We start from the raw sequence: 15259 nt of genomic DNA on the forward strand, positions 1-15259 counted from the left end.
CAACATTGATGTTGAATTCCATGCCGTCATCGCGAGCAAGCTCGCTCCCACAGGGGGTCGCGTTTCGAGTTCTAATGCCCAGCAGTCTTGGAGAAGAGCTGGATGACCACAACCCCCAGCACAATCAACGCCATCCCCAGCATCGCCGGCACATCCAGCTTCTGCCCGTAGATAAACAGCGCCGCGACGCTGACCATCACGATCCCCATGCCGGCCCACACGGCATACGCCACACCCACGGGAACGCTGCGCACCACCAGGGTCAGCATCCAGAAGGCAATGCCGTAGCCGAGGATGACCAGCACCAGTGGCAGCGGGGTGCTGAGACCTTTGACGGCTTTCATCGAAACAGTGGCAATCACTTCGGCGCAGATGGCAATGGCCAGGTAGTAGTAAGCGGTCATGGGTCAATCCTCGTGTGAAGTGTTGCTCTCTGAGGTCGGCATTCTAGTGATTTGCCAGATGCGGTAAAGTCATTACCTATCTGTTCAAGAGATGGGTTGAGCCATGAGCATGCAGTGGAATCTGGAGCAACTGCGGTTGTTTGTCAGCGTAGCGGAGCAGCGTTCGTTTTCTGCCGTGGCGCGGGATCAGCGCAAGGCGCAGTCGGCGGTCAGCAGTGCGATAGCGTTGCTGGAGGATGACCTGGGCATCAGCCTGTTCGACCGCAGCAGCGGCCGTCAGCCGAAGCTCACTGAAGCCGGTACCGCTTTGCTGGACGAAGCACGGGAAGTGTTGCGTCAGTGTGAACGACTCAATGGCCGGGCATTGGCGATGATGCGCGGCCAGGAGGCACGACTGCGCGTGGCGCAGGATGAAGCGATGCCTTATCAGCCGATCATCGAAAGCTTCGAGGCCCTGGCGGAAAAATTCCCCAGCCTTGAAGTGCAACTGACCAGTGCCGCCCAGGGCGATGTCGCGCGCAAGCTGGTGGAGCGGCGCGCCGACCTGGGGTTGCTGTTCTTTCACGATCAGATTCCCGAGGCGCTGGAGCGTCGTGTGCTGGGCAGCGTGGAAATGGTCACGGTGTGCGGCAAGGACCATCCGTTGGCGGGCAAAGGCACGGTGGACGGCCAGCAGTTGGCGCAGCATCGGCAGTTGCTGATGTCCACGGAGTCGAGCATTTATCCCGGCAGTGATCCCGCCAGCCCGCAAGTCTGGCGCGCCGACAGTTTCTATGTAATGGCCGAGTGGCTGGTGCGCGGCCTTGGCTGGGCGTGGTTGCCGCGCCACGTGGTGCAATACCCGACTTATCAGAACCAGATGGTCGAACTGGTCAGCGAATGGACCCCGCCGGCCCTGGTGGTGGAGCTGGTATGGCGCCGGGACGAGCCCCTCGGTCCGGCCGCGCGCTGGCTCGCCGAACGTTTTGCCGTGCACTTGCAGACGATTGGCGAAAAAAGCCGATAAACTCCGCCGCCATGAATAGAACTCTCTACACCGCGCTGTTTTATCTGGGGCTGCCACTGGTAGCGATTCGGCTTTGGCTGCGCGCGCGCAAGGCGCCGGCGTATGCCAGGCGCATCGGCGAGCGCTTCTCCTACGGGATGCCGGCGATGAAACCGGGCGGCATCTGGGTGCATGCCGTGTCGGTGGGCGAAAGCATTGCTGCCGCGCCGATGATCCGCGCCTTGCTGGCGCGTTACCCGAATCTGCCGATCACCGTGACCTGCATGACGCCGACCGGTTCGGAACGCATCCTGGCCCTGTTTGCCAATGAGCCGCGCATCCAGCACTGTTATCTGCCTTACGATTTGCCGTGCGCCGCCCGGCGCTTCCTCGATCGGGTCCGGCCGAAACTGGCGGTGATCATGGAAACCGAGCTGTGGCCCAACCATATCCATCAATGTGCCAAACGCGGGATTCCCGTAGCGCTGGCCAATGCGCGACTGTCCGAGCGTTCGGCCAAGGGCTACGGCCGGTTCCGCAAGCTGACCCAGCCGATGCTGGCCGAGATGAGCCTGTTCGCGGTGCAGACCGAGGCCGAAGCCCAGCGCTTCCGTGATCTGGGCGCGCGGACGGAAACCGTCGAGGTCACCGGTTCGATCAAGTTCGACCTGACCATCGACCCGCAACTGCTCGAGCGCGCCAGCCAGTTGCGCGGGCAATGGCAGGCGCTGGAGCGACCGGTGTGGATCGCGGCCAGTACCCATGACGGCGAAGACGAGGTCGTGCTGGCGGCTCATCGTCAGTTGCTGGCCAGTCACCCCGATGCGTTGCTGATTCTGGTACCGCGTCATCCGGAACGCTTCAATTCGGTGTACGGACTGTGCCAGCAACAAGGGTTTGCCACCGTCCGGCGCTCCAGTGGCGACGCGGTCAGTGCCGATACTTCAGTGTTGCTGGGCGACACAATGGGTGAGTTGCTGTTTCTCTACGCCCTGGCTGACAGTGCTTTCGTCGGCGGCAGCCTGGTGCCGAACGGCGGGCATAACCTGCTGGAGCCGGCGGCCCTGGCCAAACCGGTGCTGAGCGGGCCGCATCTTTTCAACTTCCTCGAAATCGCTGCGCAATTGCGCAGTGCCGGGGCGTTGCAGGAAGTGGAGGATGCCGAAGGGTTGGCGGTGGCGGTGCAGCGGCTGTTCGAACTGCCCCGTGATGCACAGCGCATGGCAGAGGCCGGGTTGAAGGTGATGCGCGCCAACCAGGGGGCGTTGCAGCGCTTGCTGGACGGGTTGGGGCGGTTGATCGAGCGGTAGACCGCGTCGTCTGGCAGAAAAAGATCGCAGCCTGCGGCAGCTCCTACACGGATTGATGTTCATCCTGTAGGAGCTGCCGCAGGCTGCGATCTTTTGCTTTATTGCTCCGGTCGCGCCTTCAACTGCTCCTCTGCCGCCTTGGCCAGATCCGGTGGCAGGAAATCCTTGTCCGGGTTGTAGTTGGGATTGAGCCAGCGTGCGAGGTTTTGCAGGTCTCCAGGATTCAACGTGCCGGCCTGTTGCTTCAGGCGCAGGTTGTCGAGGATGTAGTCGTAGCGGGTGTTGTTGTAGTCGCGCACCGAGTTGTAGAGCGAGCGCTGCGCATCCAGCACGTCGACGATGTTTCGCGTCCCCACCTGATAGCCGATTTCAGTCGCTTCCACCGCGCTCTGGTTGGAGATGATCGATTGCTTGCGCGCCTGTACCTGCTCGACATCGGTGTTCACCGCGCGGTGCAGGTCGCGGGTGTTTTCCACGATGCTGCGGCGCAGGGCTTCGCGTTGCTGCTCGGTCTGGTCCAGTTGTGCATACGACTGGCGCACCTGGGAGTTGATCAGGCCACCACTGTAGATCGGGATGTTCAGTTGCAGGCCGACGGTGGTTTGATCGACGTCGCCACCGTACGCCTGGGGCAGGTTGTTCGGGTTGCTGAAGCCCAGTGCATCGTTGTCGCCTTTCTCGTACTTGGCGATCGCGTCAACCGTTGGCAAGTGCCCGGACTTGCGTTGCTTGAGGGTTTGCTCGGCGGCGCTGACGGCATAGTTGCTGGCCAACAGATTGAGGTTCTGCCTGCCCGCGGTTTCGACCCAGGCCTTGGCGTCGTTCGGTACTGGCGGCAGGATCGGCAGGTTATGGCTGATGCCCCAGATCGAGTTGTACTGACGGTTGGTCAGGGTGATCAATGCTTCAAAGGCGTCGTCCACCTGGCGCTGCGCAACGATGCGGTTGGCGCGTGCGGTGTCGTAGCTGGCCTGTGAGTTCAATACGTCGGTCTTGTCCGAGAGGCCGACATCGAAACGCTCGTTGGATTGATCGAGCTGGCGTTTGAACGCCGCTTCTTCGGCCTTGGTCGAGGCCAGGTTGTCCTGGGTGCGCAGCACGTTGAAATAGCTGTCGGCGGTTTGCAGGATCAGGTTCTGCTCGGTCGCCGAGAGTTGCAGGGCGGCCTGTTCGTTGACTTCCTTGGCGGCCTGGAACTGGAACCAGCGGTCGGCCCGGAACAGCGGCTGCGCCAAAGTGGCCTGGTAGGAATGAGCATCGCGGTTGGACGTGCCCGAGGGTTGATCGAGCGAGGTACGCACCTCGGAAACATTCGCGCCACCGGAGAGGTTCGGCAGCAGTCCGGCGCGGGCCTGGGGGACGACTTCCTTCTGCGCGCCGTATTGGGCGATGGCCGCCGCCAGATCGGCGTTGTTGTTGACGGCTTCCTGATAAACGCTGACAAGGTCCGTCTTGTTCGATAAGGGCGCATCTGCTGCCCAGGCCAATCCGTTGGACGCACAAGACACGGCAAGGGCCAGTGAGAGTTTGCGCAGCATAGACGATCCCTAGAATTGATATTACAGAGGTAATTTGAGCGCCAAGGCTAAGGCTCTGCTTCGACAGCGTCAATGCGCGGCTCAGCGTAGCGAGTGTAGTTGCGCATCGGGGTGGCAACAATCCTGATACTGCGTGTTATTACGCCATTCATCATGGTATTTGCCGGGGGGTTGGCGTTCTCTGCCAGTTGTGTCTAGACTGGCCGGGTTCTTGTCGGGGTGCCTTGCTATGAGGCTGAGATCGAATAATTTCGGATCCCGTTGAACCTGATCAGGTTAGCGCCTGCGTAGGGAACAAGATTTCTCGTCACCCGGCGAGTCCTCTTGTGCTTCGTCCGGGAAATTGTTCGACAATCGAGCGCTCCCCGTGTGACGACGCACAGCACCAGTCCTGGTGCGTCCGTGCCTTTCAGGTTCTGCTCCGACAATCCACTGCCTGGATGCTGTCTGGAGAGCCCGTGATGACCATAAAAGCAAAAAACGCGATCAACCTCAGTGAGTCGGCCAAGGTCGATGAGCAGTCGGTTCAACCCTTTACCCGTTCGCAAAAAGTCTACGTCCAGGGCTCTCGCCCGGACATCCGCGTGCCGATGCGCGAAATCACCCTGGACGTGACGCCGACTGACTTCGGCGGCGAAATCAACGCCCCGGTGACTGTCTACGATACCTCGGGCCCTTACACCGATCCCAACGTGGTGATTGACGTGCGTAAAGGCCTGGGTGACGTGCGTTCGGCGTGGATCGACGACCGTGGTGACACCGAACGCCTGAGTGGCCTGAGCTCGAACTTCGGGCAGGAGCGCCTTGCCGATCCAGAGCTGACCAAACTGCGCTTTGCCCACGTGAACAACCCGCGTCGCGCCAAGGCCGGGGCCAACGTCAGCCAGATGCACTACGCGCGCAAAGGCATCATCACCGCCGAGATGGAATACGTCGCCATCCGCGAAAACATGAAGCTGCAAGAGGCCCGCGCCGCCGGCCTGTTGAAGCAACAGCACGCCGGCCACAGTTTCGGCGCGAGCATCCCGAAAGAAATCACCCCTGAATTCGTCCGCGAGGAAATCGCCCGCGGCCGCGCGATCATCCCGGCCAACATCAACCACACCGAACTGGAACCGATGATCATCGGCCGTAACTTCCTGGTGAAGATCAACGGCAACATCGGCAACAGCGCCCTGGGTTCGTCCATCGAAGAAGAAGTGGCGAAACTGACCTGGGGCATTCGCTGGGGTTCGGACACGGTCATGGACCTGTCCACCGGCAAGCACATCCACGAAACCCGTGAGTGGATCATCCGCAACTCGCCGGTGCCGATCGGTACGGTGCCGATCTACCAGGCGCTGGAGAAGGTCAACGGTGTGGCCGAAGACCTGACCTGGGAGCTGTTCCGCGACACGCTGATCGAACAGGCCGAGCAGGGCGTCGACTACTTCACCATCCACGCCGGCGTGTTGCTGCGCTACGTACCGATGACCGCCAAGCGCGTGACCGGCATCGTGTCCCGTGGCGGCTCGATCATGGCCAAGTGGTGCCTGGCGCACCACAAAGAGAACTTCCTCTACACCCATTTCGACGAAATCTGCGAAATCATGAAGGCCTACGACGTCAGCTTCTCGCTGGGCGACGGCCTGCGTCCGGGCTCGATTGCCGACGCCAACGACGAAGCGCAGTTCGGTGAACTGGAAACCCTCGGCGAGCTGACCAAGATCGCCTGGAAACACGACGTGCAGTGCATGATCGAAGGCCCGGGCCACGTGCCGATGCAGTTGATCAAGGAGAACATGGACAAGCAGCTGGAGTGCTGCGACGAGGCGCCGTTCTACACCCTCGGCCCGCTGACCACCGACATCGCGCCGGGCTACGACCACATCACCTCGGGCATCGGTGCGGCAATGATCGGCTGGTTCGGTTGCGCCATGCTCTGCTACGTGACGCCGAAGGAGCACCTGGGGCTGCCGAACAAGGATGACGTGAAGACCGGGATCATCACCTACAAGATCGCCGCGCACGCCGCCGATCTGGCGAAGGGGCACCCAGGCGCACAGATCCGCGACAATGCCTTGAGCAAGGCGCGTTTCGAGTTCCGCTGGGAAGACCAGTTCAACCTGGGCCTCGATCCGGACACCGCGCGTTCGTATCACGATGAAACCCTGCCGAAGGATTCGGCCAAGGTCGCGCACTTCTGCTCGATGTGCGGGCCGAAGTTCTGTTCGATGAAAATCACCCAGGAAGTCCGCGAGTATGCGGCCAACCAACGGATCGATGCGGTCGACGTGGACGTCGCCCAAGGCATGGCCGAACAGGCCGAGCGCTTCAAGAAGGAAGGCAGCCAGTTATACAAGAAGGTTTGATCTGACCTGGGATTGACGGTGCCTTTGGTGCCGTCTTCGCGAGCAAGCCCGCTCCCACATTTGACCTGTGTACGCAGGACCAATGTGGGAGCGGGCTTGCTCGCGAAAGCGCCAGTTCAGACACCGAAACTCCCAAAAACAAAATGTGTCCCTCTGAGATAACACCCTTGAGCATACAACCCAGCACTTATTCACCCGACATCGCGGTGCCGACCGACAAACGTGTGTTCGGCGGTCGCGATCTGTTTTCCCTGTGGTTCTCCCTCGGCATCGGCCTGATGGTGTTGCAGACTGGTGCATTGCTCGCGCCGGGCCTGGGCCTGTCCGGTTCGTTGCTGGCGATTTTCCTCGGCACCCTGGTCGGCGTTCTGCTGCTGGCGGCGGTCGGGGTGATTGGCAGTGACACCGGCCTGTCGTCGATGGCCGCGCTCAAACTCAGCCTCGGTGCCAAGGGCGCGAGCCTGCCGGCGGTGCTGAACCTGCTGCAGCTGATCGGCTGGGGCTCGTTCGAAATCATTGTCATGCGCGATGCCGCCAGTCTGTTGGGCGCGAAGGCCTTCAGCGAAGGCAGCCTGCTGTCGAATCCGCTGCTTTGGACCCTGTTCTTCGGCGCCCTGGCGACCCTGTTGGCGGTCAGCGGCCCGCTGACTTTCGTCCGGCAGATCCTGCGCAAGTGGGGCATCTGGCTGCTGCTGGCCGCGTGCATCTGGCTGACCTGGAACCTGTTCGCCAAGGCTGACCTGGCTGCGTTGTGGGCCCAGGCCGGTGATGGTTCGATGCCGTTTGCCGTGGGTTTCGACATCGCCATTGCCATGCCGCTCTCCTGGCTGCCGCTGATCGCCGACTACTCGCGGTTCGGCAAACGGGCGAAAAACGTCTTCGGTGGCACCGCCATCGGATTCTTCATCGGTAACTTCTGGCTGATGAGCCTGGGCGTGGCCTACACCCTGGCGTTCGCGCCGAGCGGTGAAGTCAATGCCTTGCTGCTGGCGCTGGCCGGGGCCGGCCTGGGGATTCCGCTGCTGCTGATTCTTCTGGATGAGTCGGAAAACGCCTTTGCCGATATTCACTCGGCGGCGGTGTCCAGCGGGATTCTGTTGCGTGCCAAAGTCGAGCATCTCGCCTTGGCCATCGGCGTTATCTGTACGCTGATTGCCCTGCTGGCGCCATTGGCCCAGTACCAGAACTTCCTGCTGCTGATCGGTTCGGTATTTGCGCCGTTGTTCGGCGTGGTGCTGGTGGACCACTTCATCCTGCGCAAGCGCAGCGGCCAGGTGGCTTCAGCCGCTTTGCGCTGGCCGGCGCTGCTGGCCTGGCTGGGTGGGATCAGCACTTACCATCTGCTCGCCAACCTGTATCCGGACGTGGGTGCAACCCTGCCGGCGCTGGTCCTGGCAGGGTTGCTGCAGCTGGTGCTGGGCCGGGCCTTCAGTTACGGCCGGGAAACAGCTCGGGCTTGATGATGCCGTTCAGGCGAGGGTAGGGGATCTTCAGTTCGACATGGCCCAGCGCGTAAGGCGCAATGGTGCTGGTTTCGTACTTGAGGATCACCCCGCCGTAGGTCAGCGCCACGTTCTGGGTTTTCTGGAACGGCCAGCTCTTCACGAACTCCGGTTCCTGATCGAGCTTGGTGCTGATCAGCCAGCTGTTGTGCGCCACTTGCGCGGCTTTCCAGAACGCGTCTTCCTGCCCCGGCACCAACATGTCGGACAACGTCAGCACTTTATGCTGCTGGCGCGAGTAGTTGATGAAACCCCGTCCCGGCGTGCCATGGGCTCCGCCGGTGTCCAGGTAGCTGGACAATTCGATGATCACCAAGCCGTCATGCTGCTCACGTACCTTCGCTTGCAGATAGCTGCTGTTGCGCGGGCCGGCGGTGCGCAAAAACTCTTCGCGATAGGCTGCCAGGGTCGGGGCCACTGGCGCGTCGGGCGAGGTGCGGGTCATCTGCAGCAGGCGCTTTTCGATGATGCCGTCCAGTGCAGGCTCGTCCGGAAAGCGCAGGGTGTCGATGTTGACCAGCGGGCAATCCGGGTTGCTGCAACCGGGCTTGAGTTGCTCGGAGGCATCGCGGGTGGTTTCCAGCGGCGTCCGGTAGTTGGGCTGGAACAGGCTCGCGCAAGCGCCCAGGGTCAAGGCGATGGCGGCCACGGAGGCGATTTTGAAAAGCGACATGGGCGTCCTTTCTGAAACAGGGGAAGGCAAAAAGTTACCGGCTTCGACTCTCAACAAAGCAATCAGTTCGCCACTAAGCTAATTAGAGAGGGTTTCGCCTTCACCGTCCATCCCGCTGACGGGAAAGGGGCTGCATCAAACATCACGGGCGCGTTAGGATGGCGCGAAGTCGAGGCCCAGGAAGAAAGGAGCCTCGTTCAGGATTCGCAGTAACGAGGATTGTCATGACGGATTTTGCCAACGCCATTCCGACCGCCGTTGATATCGTGCGGCGCGAAAAATGCTACGAGGGTTTCTACAAACTCGAACGCGTGCACTTGCGCCACGAATTGTTCGCCGGCGGCATGAGCCGTGAGATCAATCGTGAAGTGTTCGTTCGCCATGACGCGGTCTGCATGTTGCCTTACGATCCGCAGCGCGATGAAGTGGTGCTGATCGAGCAGTTTCGCGTCGGCGCCATGGGCAAGACCGACAACCCGTGGCTGATCGAACTGGTCGCTGGTCTGATCGACAAGGATGAAGTGCCGGAAGCAGTTGCTCACCGCGAAGCGCAGGAGGAAGCTGGGCTGGAAATCGGGGCGCTCTGGCCGATGCTCAAATATTTTCCATCGCCGGGCGGCAGTAACGAATTCGTGCATTTGTACCTGGGGCGTTGTGACACTACCGGGGTTGGCGGCCTGCATGGGCTGGAGGAAGAGGCAGAAGACATCCGCGTCACGGTCTGGGCTTTCGAAGATGCCCTGCAAGCCGTGCGCGACGGGCGTATTGCCAACGCGGCGAGCATCATTGCCTTGCAATGGCTGGCTTTGAACCGCGTTGAAGTGAGGGGGTTATGGTCGTAAACAAGCTGCGCGATCGCTATCGGGTAGATCTGGTGGGGCTGCAAGCGTCCTGCGAGGCGAACTACGCGCGCCTGATGCGACTGCTGCCGGACATGCGCAGCGAGCCTGCCGCGCGGCGCATCGCCGTGACCCATGGCGACCAGATGCTCGGCGTGCTGGCCCTGGAGGTATTGCTGACCTGTCCTTACACCACGACCCTGCAAGTAAGGCAGGAGCACAGCCTGCCGTGGCTGCCGGTGCCGCAACTGGAAGTGCAGGTCTATCACGACGCGCGCATGGCCGAAGTGGTCAGCGCCGAACATGCACGACGCTTTCGCGGCATCTATCCTTACCCGAACGCCTCGATGCACCAGCCGGACGAAAAGGCCCAGCTGAACATGTTTCTGGGCGAATGGCTGAGCCATTGCCTGGCGCTGGGGCATGAGTACGAAGTCGTACGTTAACCGTGAAGCGCAGTTGTGAACTGCGTCAGGTTCACGGATTTCCCCTTTCGATCGTCCCCCAGCATAATTGCGGCACTTACCCATCCCCGTGATCACGCCCTGGGAGAACGCCTTGCCGAGCGTATCCACATTGACCACCGCCGATCCGGCGTTGCTGGTGCAACTCTCCGACAGTCATCTGTTTGCCGAAACGGACGGTACGCTGCTGGGCATGAACACCCACGACAGCCTGCAAAAGGTCATCGAGCTGGTGCGCGCGCAACAGCCGCAGATCGATTTGATCCTGGCCACGGGTGATCTGTCCCAGGACGGGACGCTTGCGTCCTACCGGCAATTTCGCGAGATGACGCGCCAACTCGGTGCGCCGGCGCGCTGGATTCCCGGCAATCACGATGAGCCGCAGATCATGGCCGAGGCGGCGGTGCAGAGCGCTTTGCTCGAACCTGTGGTGGATATCGGCAACTGGCGGGTCACGATGCTCGATTCGGCGGTGCCGGGCTCGGTGCCGGGATATTTGCAGGATGAACAGCTGCAGTTGCTCGCCCGCTCGTTGAGCGAAGCGCCGGAACGCCATCATCTGGTGTGCTTCCACCATCACCCGGTGTCCATCGGTTGTGCCTGGATGGAACCGATTGGCTTACGCAATCCCGAGGCGCTGTTCGCCGTGCTGGACCGTTTCGAACAGGTGCGCGCGGTGTTGTGGGGGCATGTGCACCAGGAAATCGATCAGAGGCGCAATGGTGTGCGATTGATCGCCTCGCCCTCGACCTGCATCCAGTTCGAGCCGGGCAGCGAGGATTTCAAGGTCGGGGAACAGGCGCCGGGTTATCGCTGGTTGCGACTGCTGCCCGATGGGGGGCTGGAAACCGGGGTAGAGCGGGTTACCGGGTTCGATTTCACTGTGGATTACGGTTCCAGCGGCTACTGATTTTTCATTTTTCTGGAAAACCGGGGCGCGGCCTTCGCGAGCAAGCCCGCTCCCACATTGGATCTGCGTCATTCACAAATCCCCTGTGGGAGCGAGCTTGCTCGCGATGACGTCTTCAAAGACACCTCGAATTTCGCGGATATCCCCGATTCCCCAGAGTCCCTGTAAACTCCGCCTCTTTAGCCGACGCACAGGGAACTCAAATGTCCGGTTCGATCCTTTATATCCACGGCTTCAACAGCTCGCCGTTGTCGAAGAAGGCCTGCCAGTTGGTCGAGGTGATGGAACGTCTGGGCCTGAGCGAACAGTTGCGCGTTCCGGCATTGCACCACCACCCGCGCCAGGCTATCGAGCAGCTGGAGCAGGCGATTGCCGAACTGGGGCGGCCACTGCTGGTCGGCAGCTCCCTCGGCGGCTACTATGCCACTCACCTGGCCGAGCGCCATGGCTTGAAAGCCCTGTTGATCAACCCTGCCGTCAGCCCGCACCGGATGTTCGACGGCTATCTGGGGACGCAGAAAAACCTGTATACCGAAGAGGCCTGGGAATTGACCCACGACCACGTGACGGCCCTGGCCGAGCTGGAAGTGCCGGCACCCCGGGATCCGCAGCGTTATCAGGTATGGTTGCAGACAGCTGACGAAACGTTGGACTATCGTCTCGCCCAGCAGTATTACCGGGCATGCGCCTTGCGTATCCAGGCCGGCGGCGACCACAGTTTCCAGGGTTTTGCCACGCGACTGCCGGCCATGTTGAGTTTTGCCGGCATCGGCGCCGATTTGTATCAGGCAATCGATTTCACCGCATTGTGAGCGATAGCCCCTTGAATTCTTTTTTCACCGAACACTGACGACGAGACCCTATGGCCACTCCCAGCGCTAGCTCTTATAACGCCGACGCCATCGAAGTCCTCTCGGGCCTCGACCCGGTGCGCAAACGCCCCGGCATGTACACCGACACCAGTCGGCCGAACCACCTTGCCCAGGAAGTCATCGACAACAGTGTCGACGAAGCCCTGGCCGGGCATGCCTCATCGGTACAGGTGATCCTGCATGCCGACCATTCCCTGGAAGTCAGCGATGACGGCCGTGGCATGCCGGTGGACATTCACCCCGAGGAAGGTGTTTCGGGCGTCGAGTTGATCCTCACCAAGCTTCATGCCGGGGGCAAGTTTTCCAACAAGAACTACCAGTTCTCCGGCGGTTTGCACGGGGTGGGTATTTCCGTGGTCAACGCCTTGTCCACCGAAGTGCGGGTGCGGGTCAAGCGTGACGGCAACGAGTACCAGATGACCTTCAAGGATGGCTACAAGGCCACCGAGCTGGAGATCGTCGGCACTGTCGGCAAACGCAACACCGGCACCAGTGTGTTCTTCGCACCGGATCCGAAATACTTCGACTCTCCCAAGTTTTCCATCAGCCGCCTCAAGCACGTGCTCAAGGCCAAGGCCGTGTTGTGCCCGGGGCTGCTGGTCAGTTTTGAAGACAAAGCCACCGGCGAAAAAGTCGAATGGCATTACGAAGACGGCCTGCGTTCCTACCTGGTGGACGCGGTCAGCGAATTCGAGCGCCTGCCGGACGAGCCGTTCTGCGGCAGCCTGGCCGGTAATAAGGAAGCGGTGGATTGGGCGCTGCTGTGGCTGCCCGAAGGTGGCGACGCGGTACAGGAAAGCTACGTCAACCTGATCCCGACCGCCCAGGGCGGTACCCACGTCAACGGCTTGCGCCAAGGCCTGCTCGACGCCATGCGCGAGTTCTGCGAATTCCGCAGCCTGTTGCCGCGCGGCGTGAAGCTGGCGCCGGAAGACGTCTGGGAACGTATTGCCTTCGTACTGTCGATGAAGATGCAGGAGCCGCAATTCTCCGGCCAGACCAAGGAGCGCCTGTCGTCCCGTGAAGCGGCGGCGTTTGTTTCCGGTGTAGTCAAGGATGCGTTCAGCCTGTGGCTCAACGCTCACCCGGAAACCGGCATGCTGCTGGCGGAACTGGCGATCAACAACGCCGGCCGTCGCCTCAAGGCCAGCAAGAAGGTCGAGCGCAAACGCATTACCCAGGGCCCGGCGCTGCCGGGCAAGCTGGCCGACTGTGCCGGGCAGGACCCGATGCGTTCCGAGCTGTTCCTGGTGGAAGGTGATTCCGCCGGCGGCTCGGCCAAGCAGGCGCGGGACAAAGAATTCCAGGCGATCCTGCCGTTGCGCGGCAAGATCCTCAACACCTGGGAAGTCGACGGCAGCGAAGTGCTGGCCAGCCAGGAAGTGCACAACATCGCCGTGGCGATCGGTGTCGATCCGGGCGCTGCCGACATGAGCCAGCTGCGCTACGGCAAGATCTGCATCCTCGCCGACGCCGACTCCGATGGCCTGCACATCGCGACCTTGCTGTGTGCTTTGTTCGTCCAGCACTTCCGCCCGCTGGTGGATGCCGGTCACGTCTACGTGGCCATGCCGCCGCTGTACCGCATCGACCTGGGCAAGGAAATCTACTACGCCCTGGATGAAGCCGAACGCGACGGCATCCTCGATCGTCTGGTTGCCGAGAAGAAACGCGGCAAACCACAGGTCACCCGATTCAAGGGGCTGGGTGAAATGAACCCGCCGCAGCTACGTGAAACCACCATGGACCCGAACACTCGGCGTCTGGTGCAGTTGACCCTGGAAGATTTCGAGGCGACCTCGGAAATGATGGACATGCTGCTGGCGAAGAAACGCGCCGGTGACCGCAAGACCTGGCTGGAGTCCAAGGGCAACCTGGCCGAGGTGCTGGGCTGATGCGTCTGGGCTTTGCCCTGGCCTGTGCGTTGCTGCTGACGTCGATTACGGTATCTGCCGAGCCGGCGCCACAACTGCGCGTGTTGTCCGGGCATGTCGTCGACGGCATGCGCGGTGGCAACCTGTCCGGGCTGGCGCAGTGCGGCAATGACCTGTGGGCAGTTTCCGACCGCGACGATGATCAGATCTACCGCCTCGATACCCGCGAATCCGTGTGGCAGGCACAAACGGTGCACATTGATGTACCGCCGGTGCCTGACAGCGGTTTGCCCTGGGGGCTGAAGTCTCGCGTCTGGGGGGCTTCGTTCGTGCGTGGCGGCGATCTGGACTTCGAAGGCATTAGCTGCGACAGCGCCGGCAATCGCTACATCGTCAGCGAAGGCCATGCCGCTGTCTTGCAAGTGCCGCCAACGGGGCCTGCTACCTGGCTGAAAATTTCGCCGATGATGGTTCGCGAGGCGCGGGCCAGAGGTTTGCTGTTGCAATTCAATGCACTGTTCGAAGGGCTGGCGGTCAATCCGGCGGGCGATCAGCTGTGGCTCGCCGCCGAGCGTAAAGGCCGCGGGTTGCTGATGATCAAACGCAAGCAGACGTTGTGGGATTGCGACGGTGGCTGCGTGCTGCTGAGCGAGGCGGGCATGGAAATGCAACCCGAGCAGTTTCCCCACGCCAGAGCTGTCTCGCGGGATTTCTCTGACCTGTCGCTGTTCAACGGCAAGCTGTTCACCCTTGAACGCAACGCCTATCAGATTTGTCGCCGGGATCCGCAGACGGCCAGGGTCGAGCGCTGCTGGTCGTACGCCGCCGAGTTGTTGCAGGAAAACCGTCGTTATCCACAGGACTACGGGTTGGAAGAAGCGTTGATCGTGGACGCCGAGGGTGCCTGGATCGGTGTCGACAACAACTTCGGTGCGCGCGCCGATGGTGAAGTGCGTCCGGTGGTCTGGCGCTTCGCGGCGCCGGACGGTGGCTGGAGTGCCAGACTGTGAAGCAGCAAACGCCGGGGCAGCGCATCGGCCGGGTGTTCATGGTGCTGGCTTGGTGCGCAGCGCTGTTTCTGGCCACGCGGTTTTTCGGCCAGTGGGAAGCGCGGCAGCAAAATCCGAACGTGGTGGTCAGCTCGGAGCAGGGCGAAGGTTTCATCGAGGTGAAACTGGTCAGCAATGCGCAGGGGCATTTCGTTGCCAGCGGCCAGATCAACGGCCAGCCGGTGGACTTCATGCTCGACACCGGGGCGACCGATGTGTCGATTCCGGCGGACCTGGCCAAGCGTTTGAAGCTCGAAGAAGGATTCGGCGTGACCCTGAGCACGGCCAATGGCCTGAGCCAGGGCTATCGCACCCGTATTGAACGGCTGCAACTGGGCGACATCGTGCTGCGGGATGTACGCGCACTGGTGGCCCCGGGGCTGCATGGCGATCAGGTGTTGCTCGGCATGAGCGCACTGAACAAACTTGAATTTACCCAGCGCGGTGGCACCATGCTGCTGCGCCAGACAACGAACCGATGAGGCCCG

14 protein-coding genes and 1 riboswitch are annotated in these 15259 nt (G+C 61.5%); of the genes, 11 read left to right on the top strand and 3 right to left on the bottom strand.

Annotation, left to right across the window (positions count from 1 at the left end; translation table 11 throughout):
* Positions 1-71: 71 nt before the first annotated feature.
* A complete protein-coding gene (locus AC07YV_RS00715; protein WP_007977444.1) occupies positions 72-404 on the bottom strand; it encodes a DMT family transporter in 333 nt (110 codons plus the stop codon).
* A gap of 103 nt (positions 405-507) precedes the next feature.
* Here AC07YV_RS00715 and AC07YV_RS00720 point away from each other — a divergent pair, with 103 nt between their 5' ends.
* Together AC07YV_RS00720 and waaA are read left to right on the top strand one after the other, a co-directional pair.
* Entirely contained in the window at positions 508-1410 is a 903-nt protein-coding gene (locus AC07YV_RS00720; RefSeq protein ID WP_173900784.1) for a LysR family transcriptional regulator, read from the top strand.
* 11 nt (positions 1411-1421) lie between these two features.
* Positions 1422-2699 (top strand): lipid IV(A) 3-deoxy-D-manno-octulosonic acid transferase, encoded by a 1278-nt coding sequence (gene waaA, locus AC07YV_RS00725; protein ID WP_102698639.1) that lies wholly within the window; start codon positions 1422-1424, stop codon positions 2697-2699.
* Between the two features lie 98 nt (positions 2700-2797).
* On the opposite strand, the gene AC07YV_RS00730 is transcribed toward waaA, so the two are convergent.
* Entirely contained in the window at positions 2798-4237 is a 1440-nt protein-coding gene (locus AC07YV_RS00730; RefSeq protein WP_102698640.1) for a TolC family outer membrane protein, read from the bottom strand.
* Between the two features lie 205 nt (positions 4238-4442).
* A riboswitch (TPP riboswitch) is annotated at positions 4443-4548 on the top strand.
* Positions 4549-4698: 150 nt separating this feature from the next.
* Here AC07YV_RS00730 and thiC point away from each other — a divergent pair.
* Both thiC and cytX read left to right on the top strand, forming a co-directional pair.
* Complete coding sequence (gene thiC, locus AC07YV_RS00735) at positions 4699-6588, top strand: phosphomethylpyrimidine synthase ThiC (RefSeq protein WP_102698641.1); 1890 nt, start codon at positions 4699-4701, stop codon at positions 6586-6588.
* Positions 6589-6755: 167 nt separating this feature from the next.
* On the top strand, positions 6756-8048 hold the full coding sequence (cytX, locus tag AC07YV_RS00740; protein ID WP_007977456.1) for a putative hydroxymethylpyrimidine transporter CytX: 1293 nt from the start codon (positions 6756-6758) through the stop codon (positions 8046-8048).
* Here the strand turns inward: cytX and AC07YV_RS00745 are convergent.
* The gene (locus AC07YV_RS00745; RefSeq protein ID WP_102698643.1) at positions 8017-8763 is read right to left on the bottom strand and encodes an RsiV family protein; all 747 of its coding nucleotides are present in this window, start codon (positions 8761-8763) and stop codon (positions 8017-8019) included. The two genes, cytX and AC07YV_RS00745, sit on opposite strands and share 32 nt — an antisense overlap.
* A 224-nt stretch (positions 8764-8987) precedes the next feature.
* Between AC07YV_RS00745 and AC07YV_RS00750 the strand changes: the two genes are divergently transcribed.
* The 7 genes from AC07YV_RS00750 to AC07YV_RS00780 all read left to right on the top strand — a co-directional run bounded on the left by AC07YV_RS00750 (position 8988) and on the right by AC07YV_RS00780 (position 15253).
* Complete coding sequence (locus AC07YV_RS00750) at positions 8988-9605, top strand: NUDIX domain-containing protein (protein ID WP_015093209.1); 618 nt, start codon at positions 8988-8990, stop codon at positions 9603-9605.
* Complete coding sequence (locus tag AC07YV_RS00755) at positions 9596-10048, top strand: DUF1249 domain-containing protein (protein ID WP_007977461.1); 453 nt, start codon at positions 9596-9598, stop codon at positions 10046-10048. Before AC07YV_RS00750 ends, AC07YV_RS00755 begins: the two co-directional genes overlap by 10 nt.
* A gap of 112 nt (positions 10049-10160) precedes the next feature.
* A complete protein-coding gene (gene cpdA / locus AC07YV_RS00760) occupies positions 10161-10976 on the top strand; it encodes a 3',5'-cyclic-AMP phosphodiesterase (RefSeq protein ID WP_102698644.1) in 816 nt (271 codons plus the stop codon).
* A gap of 203 nt (positions 10977-11179) precedes the next feature.
* Entirely contained in the window at positions 11180-11788 is a 609-nt protein-coding gene (locus tag AC07YV_RS00765) for a YqiA/YcfP family alpha/beta fold hydrolase (protein ID WP_015093211.1), read from the top strand.
* A gap of 50 nt (positions 11789-11838) precedes the next feature.
* Positions 11839-13743, top strand: coding sequence for a DNA topoisomerase IV subunit B (gene parE / locus AC07YV_RS00770; protein WP_007977465.1), 1905 nt, complete (start codon positions 11839-11841; stop codon positions 13741-13743).
* Positions 13743-14732, top strand: coding sequence for an esterase-like activity of phytase family protein (locus AC07YV_RS00775; protein WP_102698645.1), 990 nt, complete (start codon positions 13743-13745; stop codon positions 14730-14732). Before parE ends, AC07YV_RS00775 begins: the two co-directional genes overlap by 1 nt.
* On the top strand, positions 14729-15253 hold the full coding sequence (locus AC07YV_RS00780) for a retropepsin-like aspartic protease family protein (protein WP_102698646.1): 525 nt from the start codon (positions 14729-14731) through the stop codon (positions 15251-15253). Before AC07YV_RS00775 ends, AC07YV_RS00780 begins: the two co-directional genes overlap by 4 nt.
* Positions 15254-15259: the final 6 nt, after the last annotated feature.

This window comes from Pseudomonas sp. GW456-E7 (assembly GCF_059424105.1).